A 21,392-nucleotide genomic window follows, 5' to 3' on the forward strand; every position below is an offset into this window, starting at 1 on the left:
CTTAATCAAATTTCATGCGGGAGGCTTTCAGGTTGATCACCGCCAGCACGCCCACCAGCAGGAAAATCAGCGTAGCGATGGCGGCGGCCAGGCCAAAATCCTGTCCGCCGCCGCCCTCAAAGGCGATACGCCAGGTGTAGCTGACCAGCAAATCGGTGTGCCCGGCCGGCGTGGTGGTGCCAATCCGGTCGGGGCCGCCGTTGGTCAGCAGCTGAACCAGCACAAAGTTATTAAAATTAAAGGCAAAGCTGGCGATCATCAGCGGTGTCAGCGGGTTGATCAGCAGAGGCAGCGTAATCAGGAAAAAGTTCTGGATCGGCGAAGCGCCATCCATTGCCGAGGCCTCATAAAGATCATCAGGAATGGCCTTCAGCAGCCCCATGCATAAAATCATCATATAGGGATAGCCGAGCCAGGTATTAACGATAATCAGCATGGTTTTGGCGGTCAGGGGATCGCTGAACCACGCGGGCTTGATGCCGAACAGATTGCCCAGCAGCAGGTTGATTTCGCCAAAGCTTTGATTGAATAACCCTTTGAAAATCAAAATAGAAATAAAAGCGGGTACCGCGTAAGGCAGGATCAGCAGCATGCGATAAACCGCCTTGCCTTTCAGCTGATCCCACTGCACCACGCACGCCAGCACCATGCCGACCGCCGTGGTCAGCAGCACCGTCAGCAGCGAGAACAGCACCGTCCAGAGAAAGATCGACAGAAAGGGCTTCTGGATACCGGCATCCTGAAACACGCGCAGGAAGTTTTTCCAGCCGATGCCGACGGTAAAGCCCGGACTGAGGACGTCCGCATCCGCCGACTGGTAAAAGCCCGTGCTCATATCAGGAGAGTAAACTTTCCCGTTCTGGATATTGGTCAGCTGTTTGCCGTCCTCTCCCAGCTGATAAAGCGGCCGGGTGCCGGAAAACTGCCGTAGCGAACTCATCCGCAGCAGCGTGCCGTCGGGCAGTCTGGCGGCCAGCTGGCCCAGCGCCTGACGATTTTGCGTAATGACCCGCAGCCCGGCTTTGTTGCCGGTCGGTGCGGCCTGCGGGGTCATCGTCAGCGTTTGCGGCGCGGAAGGCGTAAAGGCAAAGGGCGCAGAAACCAGCACGTCGCCGTTATCGGGCGAGGTCAGCGTCAGCCGCCATTTGTCGTCCACCGGCCAGAGAGCGAAATCCCAGGCTTTATCGGCGCGGAACTGCTGTTGCAGCAGCACGCCCTGCGCGCGCTCAAAGGTAAGCTGATGCAGGCTGCTGTAGTTGGTAAAAGCGATGGTAATGGTGCATGCCAGTGGGAACAGCACGAACAGCGCCATTCCGGCCAGGCCGGGATAAATATAACGCCAGCTGTAAGCGCGGCGGTTGCCGTAGATAAACAGCCCCAGGCCGGAAAGCACCAGCGTCAGCATGGCAAAAAGGTATTCTCCCCGTGCGTACATCAGCACGATCAAATAGCCTGCCAGCAGGGCAAAGAAGATAAGGGTAAACCAGCCGGGCACGCGGCTTAGCGGCGATCTTCTGTCAGAGCGGCGAATGTGAGCCAGAGACATGGAGCTATCCTTTTCGACGCGGGGCCGCCAGCGGCCGCCCCTTGTTCAGCAGTGGCTATCGGGTGATGCGGGTTTCAACGTCTTTCAGCGCCTGCGGCACGGTCTGACGGCCGTTGACGGCGTTAATAATCGCGCTGCGTTCGGCGTACCAGAAGCCGCTCATTTGCGGGATGTTCGGCATGATTTCGCCGTTTTTCGCGTTAGCCATGGTGGCGGCGATACGCGGATCCTGCTCCAGCTTCGCCTGGTAGGATTTCAGCGCGACGGCGCCCAGCGGCTTATCTTTGTTGACCATCGCCAGGCCGTCATCGGTGATCAGGTAGTTTTCCAGAAACTCTTTCGCCAGCTCTTTGTTCGGGCTGGCGGCGTTGATGCCGGCGGTCAGCACGCCGACAAACGGTCGGGAAGGCTTGCCGTGGAAGGTCGGTAGCGGGGCGACGCCGTAGTTGATTTTGCTTTTATCCAGGTTGGCCCAGGCCCAGGGGCCGTCGATGGTCAGCGCCGTCTGGCCCTTGTTAAAGGCCGCTTCGGCAATCGAATAGTCGGTATCCGGGCTGATATGCTTGTTTTTGACTAAATCGACGATGAACTGCAGGCCGGCCTGCGAGCCGGTATTGTTCACGCCGGTGTTTTTGATGTCGTATTTGCCGTCGACATATTTATAGGCGTAGCCGCCGTCGGCCGCGATAACCGGCCAGGTGAAATAGGGTTCCTGAAGGTTCCACATAATGGCGCTTTTGCCTTTGGCGCGCAGGGTCTTATCCAGCGCCGGGATCTCTTCCCAGGTTTTGGGCGCTTCCTTCACCAAATCTTTGTTATAAATCAGCGATAGCGACTCTACCGCGATAGGGTAGCCGATCTGCTTGCCGTTAAAGGTCACGGCATCCCAGGTAAACGGAAACAGCTTATCCTTAAAAGCCTGGTCCGGGCTGACTTCCGCCACCAGACCGGACTGCGCGTAGCCGCCGAAACGGTCGTGCGCCCAAAAAATAATGTCGGGGCCGTCGCCCGTCGCGGCCACCTGCGGATACTTCTCTTCCAGCTTGTCAGGATGCTCAACCGTCACCTTGATGCCCGTATCCTGTTCAAACTTTTTCCCCACTTCCGCCAGGCCGTTGTAGCCCTTGTCGCCGTTGATCCAGATCACCAGCTTTCCCTCTTCGATTTTGGCGAAGGCGGCGGAAGAGAGCGCCAGCGTAGCCAGCGCTGACAGGGCGGCGGTGTGCTTAACAATGTTCTTGATACTGAGCATGATCGAGTCCTTATAGCGGTAAGCCCCAGGTTTCTTCACGTTGCAGACAGCGAAGAGCGTACCGGTCAGTGTGCAATCAAGCGGTAGCGGCTTCATCCTCCCCCGCTCTACGCCCCCACCGCCCAAACTGTGACTCCGCCTGCACGGCTGTCGTTAATGAGGCCTTATGCCGCCCATCAGAGGTTGTTTTTTGCAATGCAGATCACGTATTTCCCCTTTCGCCACCGGCGCTGAGCGTGGGTCTTCGCTTTTTATCCTCCTGGCCTCTCCGCCAGCAAAAACCGCGCGACGGCTGATTACTCCTGCCAGGCGGCGCGTCATGCTGCGGCGTAATCGGTTTACTGACGGATGAAGAGGAAGAGAGGATGGCGAACGTTTCCCTTAGCGGCGTATATAAAGTCTTTGGCGAAACCGCAATTTCCAGCGATATCAATCTGGAGATTGAACAGGGCGAGTTTGTGGTGTTCGTCGGGCCATCCGGCTGCGGGAAATCGACTCTGCTGCGCATGATTGCCGGGCTGGAGGAAATTACGTCCGGCGAGCTAAAAATCGGTGGGAAGCGGATGAACGAGGTGCCGCCCGCCGAGCGCGGCATCGGCATGGTGTTTCAGTCCTACGCCCTCTATCCGCATCTGACGGTGGCCGAAAATATGTCGTTTGGCCTGAAGCTGGCACGAACGAAAAAAGAGGAAACCGAGCGGCGGGTTAATCAGGTGTCGGAAATCCTCCAGCTCGCGCCGTTGCTGGATCGTCGTCCCAAAGCGCTCTCCGGCGGGCAGCGGCAGCGCGTCGCGATTGGCCGCACGCTGGTGGCGGAACCCACGGTGTTCCTGCTGGATGAACCGCTTTCCAATCTGGACGCCGCGCTGCGCGTGCAGATGCGCATTGAAATCTCCCGCCTGCACAAGCGGCTGAAGCGCACGATGATTTACGTCACTCACGATCAGGTTGAAGCGATGACGCTGGCCGACAAAATCGTGGTGCTGAACGCCGGACGCATTGTGCAGGTCGGCCGTCCGCTGGCGCTCTATCACTATCCCGCCAACCGTTTCGTCGCCGGTTTTATCGGCTCGCCCAGGATGAACTTTCTGCCGGTGAAAATCCTTGCCGCCGAGCCGGAACGCGTGCAGGTCGAACTGCCCAACGGGCAGGCGGTCTGGCTGGAAGTCGAAGGCAACGGCGTCGTGCCGGGCAGCAACCTGTCGCTTGGCATCCGGCCCGAGCATCTTCTGCCGGGTGAGAACGCAGAGGTAAAGCTCACGGGCGAAGTGCAGGTCGTCGAGCAGCTGGGCAATGAAACGCAGATCCATATTCAGATCCCGGCCATCCGTCAGAACCTGGTCTCCCGCCAGAATGACGTAGTGCTGGTAGAAGAAGGTACCACTTTCGCCATTGGTTTGCCGCCGCACCGCTGTCATCTGTTCCGTGAAGACGGGACGGCCTGCCGTCGGTTACATCCCGAGCCTGGCGTTTAAGCAACAGTCCCCTACAGGAGAAGATGATGATAACAATACGTAATTCCTCTCTGGCGCTGGCCGTGGCCGGCGCGCTTTCCACCCAGGCGATGGCGGTAGATTTTACCGGCTATGCCCGTTCCGGCATTGGCTGGTCCGGCAGCGGCGGCGAGCAGCAGTGTTTTAAGGCCACCGGCGCGGAAAGCAAATATCGCCTCGGCAACGAATGCGAAACCTACGCGGAGCTGAAACTGGGTCAGGAAGTGTGGAAAGAAGGGGATAAAAATTTCTATTTTGATACTAACGTCGCCTATTCCGTATCGCAGCAGAACGACTGGGAATCGACCGATCCGGCCTTCCGCGAAGCCAACGTTAAGGGCAAAAACCTGATTGAATGGCTGCCTGGCGCCACGATGTGGGCCGGTAAGCGCTTCTACCAGCGCCACGACGTGCATATGATCGACTTCTACTACTGGGATATCTCCGGGCCGGGTGCCGGTCTGGAAGATATCGACGTCGGCTTCGGCAAGCTCTCTTTTGCCGCCACGCGCAACACCGAAAGCGGCGGCTCCTTTGGCTATATCGCCGATCAACGCGACGAACTGCCTACCTCGAATGACGTCTTCGACGTGCGCCTGGCCGGGCTGCAAACCAACCCCGGCGGCGTGTTAGAACTGGGCGTGGATTACGGCCGCGCCAACGCGCGCGACGGCTATTCGCTGGCCGATGACGCCACCAAAGACGGCTGGCTGCTGACGGCGGAACATACGCAGAGCATCTATAACGGCTACAACAAGCTGGTGCTGCAATACGCCGCCGACGCCATGACGGCGGAAAGTACCGGCACGGCTAACGGCCATTCGACCGGCGCCGCCATCAACAATAACGGCAGCATGGTGCGCGTACTCGACCACGGCGCGCTGGATTTCAACGACAAATGGGGTCTGATGTACGTAGCGATGTATCAGGATACCGATCGCGATAACAATAACGGCACGACCTGGTATACCGTGGGCGTGCGGCCAATGTATAAATGGACGCCGATCATGAGCACGCTGCTGGAAGCGGGCTATGACAACGTGAAATCCCAGCGTACCGGCGACCGCAACGGCCAGTACAAAGTAACGCTGGCGCAGCAGTGGCAGGCTGGCGACAGCATCTGGTCACGTCCGGCCATCCGCGTCTTTGCCACCTACGCCAACTGGGATGAAAAATGGGGCTACGACACCGACAGCGGCGTCGATAACGGCCTGGCGATGAACGACACCACCGCGCGCACCTTCAGCCGTGGCAACGACGACGAAGTGACTTTCGGTGCGCAGATGGAAGTCTGGTGGTAATGCAAACAAGGAAACTCTGATGAAAAAGACGCTGCTCTCTCTTTGTCTGTCGCTCAGCCTGATCGCTGGCGCGCAGGCGGCTCAGCAGGATGCCTCCGCCGCCCCGAAAATTTCTGCCCAAACCTTGCGTAGCCTCGCCTGGAAGCCGCTGGTGCCGCCCGTCACGCAGGATGTGACGCTCGGCAGCACCGCAACGAAGATTAATCAGGGCGAAATTCAGGGCGCCGCTGCGGCCTTCTCACTGCCTGCCGATCGCGGCTCGCTGGAGATCGTTTTGACCAGCCTGGTGACGGGCAAAACGGTATATGCGCCAAACGTGCTGGTGCTTGACGAACAGATGCGGCCAGCAGCGTTTTATCCTGCCAGCTATTTTCCTTATCAAAAGCCGGGCCTGGTCTCCAGCGACAGGCTGGAGGGCACGCTGAAGCTGACCCCGGCGCTGGGCCAGAAACAGATTTACCTGCTGGTTTACACCACGCAACAAAATCTTCAGTCGACCACGCAAATGGTCAATCCTGCCAAAGCCTATGCGGCGGGCGTGGGCAATGCGGTGCCGGATATCCCCGATCCCATCGCCACGCACACTCCAACGGGCAAGATCAGCCTGAAGGTCACCGCCGAGCAGAAAGCCGGTAACGTTATGATCGGCCAGCTGTTCCCATCTTCCGAGCCTGCGCCTGCCGCGCCGGCGGTTATCGGTCATTCTGCACGGGCGGAGCCTGCTCCGGCAGCGAAACCGGCGGAACCGATGCTGGCCGAGTCGGATCGCTACTTTAACGAGGCGATTAAAAAGGCCGTGAAGGCCGGAGACGTGGATAAAGCGTTGAAACTGTTGAACGAGGCCGAACGGCTGGGTTCCACAACGGCCCGCCAGACCTTTATCGACAGCGTAAAGCATTAAAAACAGCGCGTCGGCACAGGATTATCGCCGACGCTCTTTTTTATTCCTGCCAGCGCTGAAGCGCCCGCCTGAGCTGCCGTGAAGAAGAAAATCCTGCCGCCAGCGCCGCTTTTTCCGTGCCTTCGCCCTGCTGTAATCGCTGTCGGGCCAGCGCCAGCCTCAGCTGTTCATGATAATCCCGTACGCTAATCCCCAAATGCTGCCTGAACAGGCGCGTCAGATGACGGGCGCTGACGTGCACGCGCCCGGCGATCTCCTCCAGCGACCAGTCCCGCTCCGGCCGGGCAATCAGCAAATCCTGCGTACGATGAATGGCCGGATTGAGATGGTTGCGATAGCGCAGCCAGGGTGAAAGCTGCGGATCGTCACCCGAACGGCGGAACCAAATCACCATTTCCCGCGCCACCGCCAGCGCCGTCTGCGGGCCGCACAGGCGATGGATAAGATGCAGCGCCAGATCGATACCTGCGGTGATGCCTGCGCTGGTGCAAATGCCGCGATCTTCCACAAAAATGCGGTTTTCTTTGATGATAGCGGTAGGTTCAGCGCTTTTCAGCCGATGGATGACTTCGTGATGGGTCGTGCAATGTATGCCGCGCAACAGGCCGCTGCGCGCCGCCAGAATGGCGCCGGAACAGATACAAACCAGCGTAATTTGCCTGGCATGAATGGCTGGTTGCAGGCGCATCAGCCAGTGCTGCGCGGCAATAGCCTGCGGCGTATCGAAAGCGACGCTGGAATCCGCCACGCCCGGCACCACCAGCAGGCTGCCGACAGGCAGGCTTTCCGGCAGCGGTGCCAGCTGGCCTATGGTCATGCCGGTCGAGGTCGGCACGCTCTCCTGCGGGCCGATATAGCGCAGGCTAAAGGCATCGCCGGCCAGCTGCAGCGTCTCCGCCGGGCCGGTGATATCCAGCGTCATCACGCCGGGCAGCGTTAAAAACCAGACCGGGACCGCCATACTTTTTCTCCAGTGCAGCTGACGCGTTACGCCAGCGCCCGCAAACATTCTTCCACGGTAGCGACAGCGGCAAAACGGTTGATCAGCACGCTTTCGGTGCGGTGCCGCAGATCCGCGATGCTGAGCGTAATGCCCTGATGCGTAATCGGGAAAGTCAGGGTCGCCTCGGTAACGAAGGTAACTTTATAGCCCAAATCGGATGCGACGCGGGCAGTGGTTTCGCAGCACTGCTCGGTACGCAGGCCGCTGATAATTAAATGTTTAACCTGATGTTGACGCAGCCAGTCTGCCAGCCCGGAATCGGTCAGCGCGTTATGCACTGCTTTCTGCACGGTAGCGACGGCGTGATGCTGCAAAAAAGGCAGGCGCTTCACCAGGCCGGACGCCAGCGAAAACGGGCCGTCTGGCTCAACGTGGAACACATCCACCACCGGGATTTCCCTGGCCTGGCAGCCTGCAATCAGCTCGCCGAGCTTTTGCTCAAAGGCGGGCGTTTCCGGCGTTTCGCGGTAGCCACGATGATAGAAAGATTCCTGCGCGTCAATCACTAACAGTACGGTAGCGGTCATTTTGGGACTCCGTTGAGTAGGGCTGAGACGTCAATAATGACGAGGAATGACGCCGCGCAGAAGGCCATAAACGGACAGGATCGCGTGGGGGAAGGACAACACTATATCGGCTCAACGCAAAACGAAAAAAGTTTGCCTGAGACTGCCTCCTGCAAGCGCAACATGATGATAAAAAGACTTGTTAACAGGTCTTAAGTCGCTCTACAATAAGACTGCTTAACAGGTCTTTCAGGAAGGTAATATGGCTAGCATTATTCTCAGTGATACAAGCGCAAGCGTCAGCGAACTGAAAAAGAACCCTATGGCTACGGTAGAAGCCGGTGCCGGCCTTCCGGTAGCCATTCTTAACCGTAATCAGCCGGCGTTCTATTGTATTCCGGCGCAGCTTTACGAACAGATGCTTGAAATTATTGACGATCGGGAACTGGCCGCCCTGGTTAAGGCAAGGGAAAGCCAACCTTTACTCGATCTGGATTTGGACTGACCGCCATGAGCTATACGGTAAAAATCAGGGAAGAGGCGCTGAAGGAATGGAATGGGCTGGACAGCAGCGTGCGTGAGCAATTTAAAAACAAGCTCAAAAAGCTGCGCGAAAACCCACACATACCTTCAGCAAAATTATCCGGAATGCCAGACTGCTATAAAATTCAACTCAGGGGCTCCGGTTTTCGCCTTGTTTACCAGGTGCTGGATAATGTACTCATTATTGCCGTGGTAGCAGTAGGTAAACGAGAACGCAGCCAGGCCTATAAACTGGCGAGCGAAAGATTGCGTTAATCAACGGAGAATGGCTTAGCCTGCTCCTTAACGGCGGGAAGCCCGCAGGGCAGGAAAATCGCCGAAAAGAAAAGGCTTACGGTGCCCCGCAAGCCTTGACCGTTAGCGCCCGACGCGCGCCTGTAGCGCAGCCGGATAACGTTCGCCGACGATTTTTATCGTCTCCAGCGCCTGATTGATTTTATGCAGATCGCTTTGATCGAGCTGGATCGCGACCGAGGCCAGGTTTTCCTCCAGACGATGTAGCTTAGTGGTGCCGGGAATCGGTGCTATCCACGGTTTTTGCGCCAGGAGCCAGGCCAGAGCAATTTGCGCGGAAGTGGCATTTTTCTCTGCGGCCAGCTGCGCCAGTAAAGTAACCAGCTTTTCATTGGCTTCCAGCGCCTCGGCGGCAAAACGCGGCACCTTGCTGCGGAAGTCATCTTCGCCGAAAGCGGTGCCCGCTTTGATCGCGCCCGTAAGGAACCCTTTGCCTAACGGGCTGAAGGGCACAAAGCCGATGCCCAGCTCTTCCAGCACCGGTAGAATTTCCTGCTCCGGCTCGCGCCACCACATCGAATATTCACTTTGCAACGCGGCTACCGGCTGGATCGCGTGTGCACGACGAACGGTTTTTGCGCCCGCTTCAGACAGGCCAAAGTGTTTTACTTTGCCTTCGGCAATCAGATCCTTCACCGTTCCCGCCACATCTTCAATCGGCACCTCAGGATCGACGCGGTGCTGATAAAGCAGATCGATCACGTCGGTTTTCAGGCGGCGCAGCGATCCTTCAACTGCCTCGCGAATATGCTCCGGGCGGCTGTTTAAGATCTGCTGCTTATTGTCTTCACCAAAGGTAAAACCGAACTTAGTGGCAATGACCACGCGATCGCGGAAAGGCTTCAGCGCTTCTCCCACCACTTCTTCATTTAAATAAGGCCCGTAGACTTCGGCCGTATCAAAAAAAGTCACGCCGCGCTCGACGGCGGCGCGGATTAATTCCACGGCCTGTTTCGTCCCGGTTGCCGGGCCATAACCGAAGCTTAACCCCATACAGCCCAGTCCCAGCGCCGACACTTCCAGCCCGGATTGACCAAGAATACGTTTTTGCATTGTTGAACCCCTTGCGATTGAACAGAGAGCCTGATTAGCGAACGGCATCAGACGTCGAGTTTGCGTTTAGTGAGCCACTCCACCATGGCCGGATCGCGATGCGAGAAGAAGGCGCTGGTGGCCGTATCCAGCGCGGCGATTTGCATCATTTCCGCGTCGGTCAGCGTAAAGTCGAGAATATTGATGTTTTCTGCCATCCGCTCTTTACGGACGGATTTCGCCAGCGACACGATGCCGCGTTGGAAAAGCCAGCGTAAAACCACCTGGCCCACGCTTTTGCCCTGTTTTTCACCGATAGCGCTCAGAACCGGATGCTGGAACAGGCCGTTCCTGCCTTCGGCAAAAGGCGCCCAGGCTTCCGGCTGGATGCCACGGCTCTGCATCCACGGTGCCGCGTGCAGCTGTTGGTTAAACGGATTCACCTCCACCTGATTCACGGCAGGCGGCACAGTGTTGAAAGCCATCAGATCGGCCAGCCGATCCGGCTGGAAATTACTGACGCCAATCGCGCGGATTTTGCCAGACTGATGCAGCTCTTCCATCGCGCGCCACGCGCCGTGTACGTCGCCATAGGGCTGGTGGATCAGGTAGAGATCGACATAGTCCAGCTGTAGGCGGTTCAGCGAGCGCTCGAACTGCGCTTTTGCCCCCTCGTAGCTGGCGTCCTGTAACCATAATTTAGTGGTGATAAACAGCTCGTCGCGCGCAATGCCGCTCTGCTTCAGCGCGTTACCGACCTGGGTTTCATTCTGATAAGACGCGGCGGTGTCTATTAAGCGGTAGCCGGTTGCCAGAGCATCGATAACCGCGCGTTCGCATTCTGCCGCATCCGTCATCTGAAAAACGCCAAAGCCCAGCAGGGGCATGGCAATTCCGTTGTTTAGCGTGACTGTTTGCATGACGTTGCCTTTTGTTTACGAGTCCAAAAAGCATACGGCAGAAAGATTTATTCGATTAGAGGGGATAATGCGCAAGAGCTTATTAGCCATGCTCATAACTGAAGCCAGCGGCGGCAGGCTTGTAGCGAGTGCTGACCTATCCTGTCGGCAGCTGACCGGCTAATTCCCCGGCCGCGTGGTCAGCGCTATCATCGCGCTGGCGACCGTAAAGAGCGCGATAATCCAGGCCATGGTCCAGGGCGTGCCGTCACTGAACCCTGCCAGCAACAGGGAAGAGACGATGCCGCTGCCGTACTGTAGCGAACCAACCAATGCCGAGGCGGAACCGGCCATATGCGGCACGCTATCCAGCGCGGCGGCCGTCGACGTGGCGGCGACAATGCCGTTCATGGCGAAAAAAATAAAAATCGGCAGCGCAATCAGTACGGCACCGCCGATAGCCAGTTTTGCAGCCAGCGCCAGCACCAGGGTGGCGACGGCCGCAACGACCACGGCGAATTTCAGCAGGGTTTCAAGCGGATAGCGATGCACCAGGCGCCGGTTAACCAGGCTGACGCTCATCACGCCAACAATATTCAGCGCAAACAGCCAGCCGTAATACTGCGGGTCGATGCCGAAATAAGTAATGTAGACAAAAGGCGAGCCGGTAATAAACGCGTAGGCGGCCACGTAATAGAAGGTTACGCAGAGCGTATAGCGCATAAACTGGCTGTTTTTCAGCAGCAGAGCATAGTTATGAAAGGCGCTGGTTAAAGACGCCCTGACGCGTTTCTCTGCGGGCAGCGTTTCCGGCAGCCAGGCTAACAGTATCAGCATTAGCACGCCAATCACGGCCAGCAGCCAGAAAATAGCATGCCAGGAGGCGACCTTAATCATTTGTCCGCCCAGCAGCGGGCCGATAATCGGCGCAATCGCCATAATAACCATCAGCGTAGAGAGCATCTGTGCTGCGCGGGTACGGCTGTACAGATCGCGGATCATCGCGCGCGCCAGCATCGGGCCGGTACAGGCACCCAAAGCCTGAAATACGCGCCAGAAAACAATCTGCGTCAGGGTCGTGGAAAGCGCGCAGCCCGCCGAGCCGATAATAAACAGCGCCATGCCGATAAACAGCGGTAGCCGACGGCCAAAATGGTCGCTCAACGGCCCCCAAATCAGCTGGGCCAGGCAAAAGCCAATCAAAAAACCGGTAATGGTTAATTCCACATTGCCCTGTAATTCTTTTGCCATTATGGGCATGGCGGGCAGATAGATATCGGTGGATAACGAGGTAAAGGCCATTAATGCGCTAAGAATAGCGACAAAAAGAAAGCCGGAGGTTTTGCGAGTCGCCATCAGCGCGCCAGCCTGAGAAGGAGTCATAAATGATTATCTGAAGGAAAGGTCTTCCTATCTTACTGAAATAACCGCGACTGATAATGGCTTATCGAAAAACGACAATATGAGCGGTGCTCATTAATGTTTATCTGCTAAGAAACAAAGCGCTACCGGTTTGTCTGATAAAGGAGGAGAAAGCCGCCATGAGAGCCGCATATCCAGGCCGGCAGATTGACGGAAGTCCTGACCGATTACGCCACCGTCACTAAACCCGTATCCATTCTGTACCCCGATCGGCGTTACCTTTCACCTAAAGTCCGGGTATTTATAGACTGGTTCGCCGAAGTCTTTGCAAAGCAATACCCGCTTTAAAAAGAATATAAGTTATTAATAATTAATACGATTTTAAATGGATGTAGGGGGAGGGAACCTGTCATACCGGTTCCGCGCCCGACACACTGGCTGGACAACAGGCTGACGCCCGGACAATCGTGACGGTCAGCAAGGATTTACAGCAGTATTTATCCTCCTTATTGTTGTTTATTGACCTACAGACAGCAAAATCTTTACGCACCAGGATAAACCCAATTTTATAGGTAACCCTTTGATTTAGTTTATATAAAAATAACTCAGGTTCGTTCCTGATTGTTTTTATCAGAATTAAATTCTGAATTTGTCAGGAAGTTAAAATAATCCGTTAAGTAAAAAACGGCGTCACGACAGGGAGAATTCTGGGATGTTGTTATACAGATGTTATTATTAACGGCTTGTGAACAAACTGATTAGGCTTTTATGCTGCTTTTATTTTATTGTATAGATGTATCTGTTTATCTTTATCATTCTTAACAAAGCGCTTAAATTATTAATTTAAACATGTAATATTAATGCAATAAGATTTCCGTAAGCGTCTTATATCGGAGGCACCGTTGGGGAAAATTATTGCAGGCTACTACATTGGACAATACGTCCAGTTTGATCTGAGCCATCGTAGAATTTCCAATTTCGATAAGAGAAACCACAGCGCTATCAAAGAATATCGGCTGCGGGAGACCATGCTGCGTCTGCTTCTTTTCCTGTTACAGAACGCCAACGACAATGCCGTACTGTTCAAAGATATTCTCTATCACGTTTGGGATCGTCATGGACTGCAATCTTCCAATCAACGGCTGTGGCAGGTGATGCAGCTGTTGCAGTTTCGTCTGCTTTCACTGCATGTACCTCATGATTTTATTACCTTTTGCCAGATGACGGGCGGTAAAGGCGTTTACCTTAAAGGCGATATGATCAGGCCGTATTATTTTCAGAAAAAAACAAGCGCAGCCGACGCTGTTTAATGCACGGTCGTGATAACAAAAAATGATTAAATACGGCAGAATATTATTGATTCTGATTTAATTTTTTAAGATTACTTTTGACGCTTATCTTTTTAATAAAAAGACGCCTGTCCCTGAACAGGCCGTAATGATTTGTTTTTTCCAACCGGGGTAGTGATTTTCGGAAAGCTATTCATATATTTTAAATATATTATCGGTGAAAAAATGAACCTACAATTAATCATCAAAGATGTCAGCGGTAAAGTCATTGCCAGACACAACTTAATTCCACAACAGCCTCTTTCTCTGACGCCGCCTGCAAACGCCTCTACTTTTGAAGTGCACAGTAATGATGGCAACCTTCCCGCGCAAATTAAAGCCACCAAAAGCAATAGCGGTCTTAAGCTGACATGGGCAGACGAAGCCACCGGCGAAAATTATGAGGTATTGCTGGATAATTACGCGCCGGACGTGCCGCCAGCCGTGACCGCCTCCGATCCGGACGGCGTCGTGTATGCCTTTGACTATGACCCGGCTTCTGCCGTGTATGAGCTCACCGATACTTCCGCTGAACTTCTGACCGTGGGGGACAATAGCGTCATGCTGGCTGCGGGAGGGGGGATTGGTGCAGCTGCGCTGCTGATCGGCATCGGCGTCTCGAATCATTCCAGCGGCGGCGGCTCTTCATCCGACGATGATGCCGCGTCCACGGTCAGCCCATCCATCGTTTTAACCGACGCCAGCGGCAATATCCTCAACAGCGGCGATACCATCAGCGACAGCACGCTTACGTTAAGCGGAGAAGGCATGGCGCCGGGATCCACCGTCGTAATCAGCGATGGAGGAGCCGTCATTGGCGAAACCACCGTGGATGAAAACGGGCGCTGGAGCTTTACGCCGAACGAGGCGCTGGCGGATGGCGGTCACACTATCGTTGTGGATGGCACAGATATAAACGGCAACGGCGTCAGCGACAGCGTGGACGTAGTGGTGGACGCTCAGAGCAATACCGAAACCGAAAACGGTGGCGAAGATGGCTTAATCGATCCGGAAAATATCCTGGACGAGGATATCCCCGCGCCTGAAGGCATAGTGCCTGTCGTAGTGATTGCTGATGACAGCGGCAACATTATCAACAGCGGCGAGGCGACCCGCGACAGCACGCCGATGTTCAGCGGCAGCAATTATCAGCCGGGCGGCACGGTGACGATCGCTAACGGTGATGCGCTGCTGGGCGAAACGGTAGTCGAGGCAAACGGCAGCTGGACGTTTACGCCGGAAGCGTTACCGGAAGGTGCCTACACTATCACGGTTATTGGCCCCGATATAAACGGCGTCAGCAGTAGCAACAGTGTTGATTTGGTGATTGATGTCACTGCGCCGGAAGGGGTGGATACTGCCGGCGTAGTGATTACGGATGAAGCGGGCAACGCCATCGATCCGGGCAGCGCGTCCTCAGATCCTACGCCAACCTTCAGCGGCGACGGCGCGGAGCCGGGCGCGACCGTCATCATCAGCGACGGTGATGTGGCGCTCGGCGAAACCACGGTAAACGAAGACGGCAGCTGGTCGTACACGCCGGACGAGCCGCTGGCGGAGGGCGATCACGATATTTCCTTCGAAATAATCGACGAGGCGGGCAACGGCAGCGGCCCTTCTGACTCTGTCGACTATACCGTTGATACCACCGCGCCGGACGTGCCGGACGCCTCAGCCGTTGTTATCACCGATCCCGACGGCACCGCCATCGATCCGTCCGGCGCCACATCCGCCACCACGCCGACCTTCAGCGGCGACGGCGCGGAGCCGGGCAGCACGGTGGTGGTCAGCGACGGTGGCGAGGTCGTTGGCGAAACCACGGTAAACGAAGACGGCAGCTGGTCGTACACGCCGGACGAGCCGCTGGCGGAGGGCGATCACGATATCTCCTTCGAAATAATCGACGAGGCGGGCAACGGCAGCGGCCCTTCTGACTCTGTCGGCTACACCGTTGATACCACCGCGCCGGACGTTCCGGATGCCTCAGCCGTTGTTATCACCGATCCCGACGGCAACGCCATCGATCCGTCCGGCGCCACATCCGCCACCACGCCGACCTTCAGCGGCAGCGCCGAACCGGGCGCGACCGTGGTGGTCAGCGACGGTGATGTGGCGCTCGGCGAAACCACGGTAAACGAAGACGGCAGCTGGTCGTACACGCCGGACGAGCCGCTGGCGGAGGGCGACCACAGCTTCTCGTTTGAAGCGGTGGACGAGGCGGGCAATACCAGCGGCGCGTCAGCGCCGATTGACTACATCGTCGATATTACTGCGCCGGAAAGCATTGATACCTCGCTCATTATCATCACCAATCCCGCCGGCATCGCCATCGATCCGTCCGGCGCTACCAGCGTCACCACGCCGACCTTCAGCGGCGACGGCGCGGAGCCGGGTGCGACCGTGGTGGTCAGCGATGGCGACGAGATCATTGGCGAGACGGTTGTGGAGGAAGACGGCAGCTGGTCGTACACGCCGGACGAGCCGCTGGCGGAGGGCGAACACAGCTTCTCGTTTGAAGCGGTGGACGAGGCGGGCAATACCAGCGGCGCGTCAGCGCCGATTGACTACATCGTCGATATTACTGCGCCGGAAAGCATTGATACCTCGCTCGTTATCATTACCAATCCCGCCGGCATCGCCATCGATCCGTCCGGCGCTACCAGCGTCACCACGCCGACCTTCAACGGCGACATTGCGGAGCCGGGCTGCACGGTGGTGGTCAGCGACGGTGGCGAGGTCGTTGGCAAAACCACGGTAAACGAAGATGGCAGCTGGTCACTCACGCCGGACCAGCCGCTGGCGGAGGGCGATCACAGCTTCTCATTTGAAGTGGTGGACGGGGCGGGCAATACCAGCGGCGCGTCAGCGCCGATTGACTACACCGTCGATACCACCGCGCCGGAAGGTATTGAAACACCGGCCGTCATCATCACCAATCCCGACGGTACAGCCATCGATTCGGCCAGCGCCACATCCGCCACCACGCCAACCTTCAGCGGCAACGCCGAACCGGGCGCGACCGTAATAATCAGCGACGGCGATACGGCGCTCGGTGAAACCACGGTAAGCGAAGGCGGCAGCTGGTCGTTCACGCCGGACCAACCGCTGGCGGAAGGCGATCACGATATTTCCTTTGAGGTAATCGACGAGGCGGGCAATACCAGCGGCGCATCAGCGGCGATTGACTACACCGTCGACACCATCGCGCCGGAAGGCATCGATCCCGCCTCCATCGTGATTACGGATGAAGCCGGTATCGTCGTAGACCGCACAGAGACGCTGACCGACAGCAAAGCCACCTTCAGCGGCAGCGCGGAGCCGGGCGCAACCGTCACGCTTTACGACAAAGGTGAAAAAGTGGGAGAGGCGACCGTAGCCGAAGACGGCAGCTGGCAGTTTACCGATGAAGACGGATTATACGATGGCAGCCACGAGCTGACGTTTACGGTGACGGATGAAGCGGGCAACAGCAGCGCGCCGTCCGCCACGCTCAACCTGGATGTGCAGGCCGTTATCCTGACGGCGATGGATAATATCAGCACCAACGCAGCGGTTGGCTTTACCTATCCGGTCAGCGTAGAGGACGATCTGGGCACCTTAATCAGCGACAGCGGCCTGATTGCGATTAATAACACCATTGTCAGCGATGCGATCGTGGTGGCGGACGGCACCTTTATCGATCTTAACGTAACGGCTACCTCGTCCGCCTTCCTGAACGTTGCCAGCAACTCCACGCTGATCCTGCAAAAGTACCACTCTGCCACCGGCGAATGGGTAGATGTTTCGCAGGGAGGCAGCAGCAATCTGTTCGGCCTGTTTGGCTCAGGAGCCAATACTGCCACGCTGACGCTGTCCGGTCTGACCGCCGGAACCTATCAGCTGGTTTATACCACGGCGGGCATTAACATTGGCGCCAGCTTCGATCTCGAAGCGCGGGAGACGGTTTATACCCTGGCCGAAGAGGCCACCACCACCGATTACACCACGGCGGCAGGCAACGTAATGAGCGATGCGGACGGGATCTACGGCCCAGACACGATCCCGCACGGCGCCTCGACCCTGGTTTCTTCCGTCAGCGTTACCAATAGCGATGGCAACGTGACTAAAGTGACGCTGGGCGCCATCACCAAAACTACGCTGGTCGGCCAGTACGGCATGCTGATGATCGGCGGCGACGGCAGCTATGAATATATCCCTGCCGTCTCGATGAACAGTATCGGCAAGGTCGAAGTCTTTACCTATACCCTGACCGACTCCGCCACCGGCAAGACCTCTTCAGCGCAGCTCTATATCCAGATCGGCAGCACCAACGATGCGCTGACGCTCAGCTGGGATGCTACCGATCCCAGCGCCGACGCCGTCACGGATATTGCTTCCGCCAATGCTGCCGACGCCAGCGTAGCCGTAAGCTGGCGCACCACCGAAGCCAGCGATACGGATGTGGTGCTGACAACGGGCGGCACGGTGAACTATACCAGCGCCTTTACGCTGGTCTCCGCCGACGATCGGGTGTCCGGCACGCTGACGCTGAAAACCGAGCAGGGGCTGTTCGGCAACGATTTTGCCACCGAGAAAAACATCGCTTATGAACTTCAGCAGCTGGGCAGCGACGGCAGCTGGACAACGGTAACGACCGATAATCTTGTGGTGCCGGCGGGCGATCACAACGGCGAGGTGCTGCTGACGCTGGATATATCGACGCTGGTTGAGGAGGCCGGTACCTGGCGCCTCGCCATCGTCACCACGGGCGCGGACAACGACGTGATACTGGATATGGCTGTCTCCGTAACCAGCACCACGGACTATGAGATCACCGCCAGCCAGGCCGCTTCAGGCAACCTGCTGACCGACGAGGGCATCGACGGCGCCATCGACAAGCTCAGCTCCATTTATACCCGGCTTTACGCCAAAGCGGGCGACGGCAGTGCCGATACCGACGTCGACAGCAGCTACGTTGCCGTAACCGAAAGCGGCATCACCCTGGTCGGCGAATATGGCACGCTGCTGCTCTATAGCGACGGCACCTATCTCTATACGCCGGATGCCACCACGCTGCCGTCAGGCTCTCAGGATATCTTTACCTACGCGCTGCAAGGGGTGAACGGCAAGGTGGTTACGGCCACGCTTACCGTCAACCTGGGCGTGGAGGTTGACGGCAGCAATGGCGGCGCGCTGGTATTCCAGGGCACGGAGGCGAATGACGTTTTCGCGGTTTACGATACGGATTTTGCGCAGATGGACGGCGCGGACGGCAGCGATACCCTGGCCTGGTACGGCAAGGCCGAACTGGTGCTGAGCGATGTCGCCGCCAGAGTCAGCAATATCGAAACCCTGGCGCTCGCGGCAGAAAGCAGCGGCAGCGTGGTGGTCACTGCTCAGGACGTGGTCGATATCACCAACGACGTGAATACGCTCACCGTTACCGGCGCAGCGGGCGACACCGTTACGCTGGTGGGAAGCTGGATCAACAGCGGCACCACGGTGATAAACAGCGTTTTGTACACGCATTACACAGGCACGACCGGGGCGGGCGTCGCTGTCGATCTCAACGTGCAGCAGTCGGTTGCGCTTTCGGCGGCGAGCTACCAGGACAGCTCGTCAGGCAGTGAATATGACGTGGTCGCCGCAGAAGCGATTACGGGCACGGACGGCAACGATCTTTTTAACGTTGACGGCAGCGACTTCGCCAGTATCGATGGCGGCGCCGGGCTGGATACGCTGGTCTGGCGCGCCAGCACGCTGACGGTCAGTGAGATCGCGGACAAAGTCAGCAATATTGAAGAGATCGAGCTGGCCGCCGACGCGGGCAATTTGCTGATTTCCGCGCAAAACGTGGCGGATATTACCGATGACGACAACACGCTTTACGTGAAAGGCGAGGCTGGCGATACGCTGACGCTGGGCGGCAGCTGGCAGTGGATCGGCAGCGAGGTGCTTAACAACGCCAGCTACGACCGCTACGTCAGCACCGCGGCCGACGGGCAAAGCGTTACCCTGCTGGTCGACAGCGAAATAGCCTTCAGCGCTACGGAAACCGCAGCGGAAAACAATGCCGCCGACGTCACCGGCCAGGTGACACTGCTCAGCGACAGCGTGGCGCAGACGGTTACCGTGGAGGAGGAAAGCAACAGTTTTATCAGCGACAGCTTCGTCATCGCCAGCAGTAGCGACCAACAGGCGATCGGCTTCAGCGTCTCCGGCGCCTCGATCGATGCCGATAACAGCGTGTCGGCCACGTGGTCATTGCAGCGCTACAACGGGCAGACCTTCGCCTGGGAAACCGTCACCGGCGGCTCACAGGCGCTGACCAGCAGCAGCGCGCTGAACGTGACGCTTTCTGACCAGCCGGTCGGCACTTATCGTCTGACCATCGACACCACGCAGAGCGGCCACACCAGCCTGCTGTTGCTCACGGTTTATGACGAACTGGCGATCGAGGTGGCGGTCAATATCGTCAGCACCACCGACTATCAGGTTACCGCCGATGCCAGCAGCGCCGGATCCGTCTTTACCAGCGATAACGGCCTGATAGTGAAATCTATTGCGGCAGGCATCGTCACCGGCGCGGCCAGCTACACGCTGGTAGCGGCGGCGGGTACGACGATCGTTGGCGAATATGGCTCGCTGACCATTCACAGCGACGGCAGCTACACCTATACGCTGGCCAGCGGCTCGACGATCCCGCTTGCCAGCAGCGAAGATGCCTTTACGTATCTGCTGAGCGACGGCACCACGCAAACGCTGACGGTGACGCCGGGCGTGGCGGTGGATGGCCTGGGCGGCGGCGCGCTGACCTTCGCGGGCACGGTCGGCGACGACAGCTTTGCGATTTACGACACGCAGCTGACCGTGCTGGACGGCAAGGCCGGTCACGATACGCTGGTCTGGCGCGGCGAGGGCGAGCTGCGGCTGAGCGATCTTGCCGGTAAGGTCAGCAATATCGAGGCGATAGATCTTCAGGATAACGGTGCGGCGGCGGTGCTGACGCTGAACGTTGATGATATCGCCAGCGTCACCGGCGACGGCAACGCGCTTTACGTACGCGGCGGCAGCGAGGATTCGCTTTCTCTGGCGGGCGAGTGGCTGGTCAGCGGCGTGGAAACGCTGAATAACATCGTTTATACGCTTTACACCAGCGCCACGCTCAATGGCACGGCTATTAAGCTTTACGTACAGGAAGGCATAACCTTTAACGAAGTAACCGCCGGGATTGAAGGCTCGTTGAGCGCCGAAGAAATGCAGGATCTGACGCTCGTCTCCGTCAGCCAGAATGGCGAAACCGCCGTGGTCGACGGCGAGGCCGCGAGTCTGCAAGGCTACTGGGGTACGCTGGCTATCGACGGCGCGGGCCACTACCGCTACGTGCCGGATGAGGCGGCCGCGCAAAGCGGCCATACCGATACCTTCACCTACACCTTATCGGACGGCAGCAGCGCGTCGCTGAGCGTCAGCTTAGGGGTGACGGTGGACGGCAGCGCGGGCGGCGCGCTCACCTTTAGCGGCTCCGGCGGCAGCGATATATTCCAGCTTTACGATACCGACTTCACCTCGATAAACGGCGCGGACGGCAGCGATACCCTGGCCTGGCACGGCAGCGGCTCGCTGGATCTGAGCGCTATCTCCGCCCGAGTCAGCAATATCGAAGCCGTAGATATGCTGGACGACAGCGTTAACGACAGCCTGACCGTCAGCGCGGAAAGCCTGTTCAATATCACCGACGACAATAACACGCTCTACGTCAGGGGCGCGGAAGGCGATACGGTGACGCTAAACGGCAGCTGGACGCAATCGACGGCCCTGCTGGCGGACGGCATCAGCTACGAGCACTACACCAGCACGGCCGCCGACGGCTCGCTGGTGCAGCTCTATATCGAAGACGATATCGTTATTGGCTGAGCAAGCGCCGGGCGACGCGCCTGCCGCCCGGCCTGG

General features: G+C 57.6%; 14 protein-coding genes and 1 pseudogene. 8 read left to right on the forward strand and 7 right to left on the reverse strand.

Annotated elements, in window-relative coordinates; all coding sequences use genetic code 11:
• Position 1: 1 nt before the first annotated feature.
• Both malF and malE read right to left on the reverse strand, forming a co-directional pair.
• Positions 2 to 1,546: a maltose ABC transporter permease MalF gene (malF, locus tag ACA373_RS17260; RefSeq protein ID WP_370734875.1), complete on the reverse strand. Its 1,545-nt coding sequence runs from the start codon at positions 1,544 to 1,546 to the stop codon at positions 2 to 4.
• 55 nt (positions 1,547 to 1,601) lie between these two features.
• Entirely contained in the window at positions 1,602 to 2,798 is a 1,197-nt protein-coding gene (gene malE, locus ACA373_RS17265) for a maltose/maltodextrin ABC transporter substrate-binding protein MalE (protein WP_253456596.1), read from the reverse strand.
• A gap of 365 nt (positions 2,799 to 3,163) precedes the next feature.
• On the opposite strand from malE, the gene malK reads away from it, so the two are divergent.
• From malK to malM, 3 genes are read left to right on the forward strand one after another with little or no spacing between them, the layout of a single operon-like run.
• On the forward strand, positions 3,164 to 4,273 hold the full coding sequence (malK, locus tag ACA373_RS17270; RefSeq protein ID WP_253456594.1) for a maltose/maltodextrin ABC transporter ATP-binding protein MalK: 1,110 nt from the start codon (positions 3,164 to 3,166) through the stop codon (positions 4,271 to 4,273).
• Between the two features lie 23 nt (positions 4,274 to 4,296).
• Entirely contained in the window at positions 4,297 to 5,592 is a 1,296-nt protein-coding gene (locus ACA373_RS17275) for a maltoporin (RefSeq protein WP_370734876.1), read from the forward strand.
• Between the two features lie 19 nt (positions 5,593 to 5,611).
• Entirely contained in the window at positions 5,612 to 6,493 is an 882-nt protein-coding gene (gene malM, locus ACA373_RS17280) for a maltose operon protein MalM (RefSeq protein ID WP_370734877.1), read from the forward strand.
• Positions 6,494 to 6,533: 40 nt separating this feature from the next.
• Here the strand turns inward: malM and ACA373_RS17285 are convergent, their stop codons facing one another.
• Both ACA373_RS17285 and ACA373_RS17290 read right to left on the reverse strand, forming a co-directional pair.
• Complete coding sequence (locus tag ACA373_RS17285) at positions 6,534 to 7,454, reverse strand: GlxA family transcriptional regulator (RefSeq protein ID WP_370734878.1); 921 nt, start codon at positions 7,452 to 7,454, stop codon at positions 6,534 to 6,536.
• 26 nt (positions 7,455 to 7,480) lie between these two features.
• Positions 7,481 to 8,023: an isochorismatase family protein gene (locus ACA373_RS17290; protein ID WP_370734879.1), complete on the reverse strand. Its 543-nt coding sequence runs from the start codon at positions 8,021 to 8,023 to the stop codon at positions 7,481 to 7,483.
• Between the two features lie 241 nt (positions 8,024 to 8,264).
• Between ACA373_RS17290 and ACA373_RS17295 the strand changes: the two genes are divergently transcribed.
• Together ACA373_RS17295 and ACA373_RS17300 are read left to right on the forward strand one after the other, a co-directional pair.
• Positions 8,265 to 8,507 carry a type II toxin-antitoxin system Phd/YefM family antitoxin gene (locus ACA373_RS17295; protein ID WP_253456587.1) on the forward strand — a complete coding sequence of 81 codons (243 nt, stop codon included), beginning with the start codon at positions 8,265 to 8,267 and terminating at the stop codon, positions 8,505 to 8,507.
• A 5-nt stretch (positions 8,508 to 8,512) separates the two neighbouring features.
• Complete coding sequence (locus tag ACA373_RS17300; protein ID WP_369895367.1) at positions 8,513 to 8,800, forward strand: type II toxin-antitoxin system RelE/ParE family toxin; 288 nt, start codon at positions 8,513 to 8,515, stop codon at positions 8,798 to 8,800.
• 102 nt (positions 8,801 to 8,902) lie between these two features.
• Here ACA373_RS17300 and ACA373_RS17305 read toward each other — a convergent pair whose 3' ends face one another.
• The 3 genes from ACA373_RS17305 to ACA373_RS17315 form a co-directional block, all read right to left on the reverse strand.
• Positions 8,903 to 9,892 carry an aldo/keto reductase gene (locus tag ACA373_RS17305; RefSeq protein WP_253456583.1) on the reverse strand — a complete coding sequence of 330 codons (990 nt, stop codon included), beginning with the start codon at positions 9,890 to 9,892 and terminating at the stop codon, positions 8,903 to 8,905.
• A 47-nt stretch (positions 9,893 to 9,939) separates the two neighbouring features.
• Entirely contained in the window at positions 9,940 to 10,791 is an 852-nt protein-coding gene (locus ACA373_RS17310; protein WP_301730592.1) for an aldo/keto reductase, read from the reverse strand.
• 159 nt (positions 10,792 to 10,950) lie between these two features.
• Positions 10,951 to 12,153, reverse strand: a complete 1,203-nt coding sequence (locus ACA373_RS17315; protein ID WP_301730593.1) for a multidrug effflux MFS transporter — start codon at positions 12,151 to 12,153, stop codon at positions 10,951 to 10,953.
• Positions 12,154 to 12,318: 165 nt separating this feature from the next.
• Here ACA373_RS17315 and ACA373_RS17320 point away from each other — a divergent pair.
• From ACA373_RS17320 to ACA373_RS17330, 3 genes and pseudogenes are all read left to right on the forward strand, one after another.
• Positions 12,319 to 12,480, forward strand: a pseudogene (locus tag ACA373_RS17320) (LysR family transcriptional regulator); the annotation flags it as partial.
• Between the two features lie 680 nt (positions 12,481 to 13,160).
• Entirely contained in the window at positions 13,161 to 13,442 is a 282-nt protein-coding gene (locus tag ACA373_RS17325; RefSeq protein WP_253456568.1) for a hypothetical protein, read from the forward strand.
• 204 nt (positions 13,443 to 13,646) lie between these two features.
• Positions 13,647 to 21,356, forward strand: a complete 7,710-nt coding sequence (locus ACA373_RS17330) for a BapA/Bap/LapF family large adhesin (protein WP_370734880.1) — start codon at positions 13,647 to 13,649, stop codon at positions 21,354 to 21,356.
• Positions 21,357 to 21,392: the final 36 nt, after the last annotated feature.

The sequence above is a fragment of the Erwinia sp. STN24 genome (assembly GCF_041320675.1).
Classification (GTDB): Bacteria; Pseudomonadota; Gammaproteobacteria; order Enterobacterales; family Enterobacteriaceae; genus Erwinia; species Erwinia aeris.

Bases quoted from the DNA above. Each gene is read 5' to 3' on its own strand.
- malF (WP_370734875.1), bottom strand. From the start codon at position 1,546: ATGTCTCTGGCTCACATTCGCCGCTCTGACAGAAGATCGCCGCTAAGC.
- malE (WP_253456596.1), bottom strand. From the start codon at position 2,798: ATGCTCAGTATCAAGAACATTGTTAAGCACACCGCCGCCCTGTCAGCG.
- malK (WP_253456594.1), top strand. From the start codon at position 3,164: ATGGCGAACGTTTCCCTTAGCGGCGTATATAAAGTCTTTGGCGAAACC.
- ACA373_RS17275 (WP_370734876.1), top strand. From the start codon at position 4,297: ATGATGATAACAATACGTAATTCCTCTCTGGCGCTGGCCGTGGCCGGC.
- malM (WP_370734877.1), top strand. From the start codon at position 5,612: ATGAAAAAGACGCTGCTCTCTCTTTGTCTGTCGCTCAGCCTGATCGCT.
- ACA373_RS17285 (WP_370734878.1), bottom strand. From the start codon at position 7,454: ATGGCGGTCCCGGTCTGGTTTTTAACGCTGCCCGGCGTGATGACGCTG.
- ACA373_RS17290 (WP_370734879.1), bottom strand. From the start codon at position 8,023: ATGACCGCTACCGTACTGTTAGTGATTGACGCGCAGGAATCTTTCTAT.
- ACA373_RS17295 (WP_253456587.1), top strand. From the start codon at position 8,265: ATGGCTAGCATTATTCTCAGTGATACAAGCGCAAGCGTCAGCGAACTG.
- ACA373_RS17300 (WP_369895367.1), top strand. From the start codon at position 8,513: ATGAGCTATACGGTAAAAATCAGGGAAGAGGCGCTGAAGGAATGGAAT.
- ACA373_RS17305 (WP_253456583.1), bottom strand. From the start codon at position 9,892: ATGCAAAAACGTATTCTTGGTCAATCCGGGCTGGAAGTGTCGGCGCTG.
- ACA373_RS17310 (WP_301730592.1), bottom strand. From the start codon at position 10,791: ATGCAAACAGTCACGCTAAACAACGGAATTGCCATGCCCCTGCTGGGC.
- ACA373_RS17315 (WP_301730593.1), bottom strand. From the start codon at position 12,153: ATGACTCCTTCTCAGGCTGGCGCGCTGATGGCGACTCGCAAAACCTCC.
- ACA373_RS17325 (WP_253456568.1), top strand. From the start codon at position 13,161: ATGCTGCGTCTGCTTCTTTTCCTGTTACAGAACGCCAACGACAATGCC.
- ACA373_RS17330 (WP_370734880.1), top strand. From the start codon at position 13,647: ATGAACCTACAATTAATCATCAAAGATGTCAGCGGTAAAGTCATTGCC.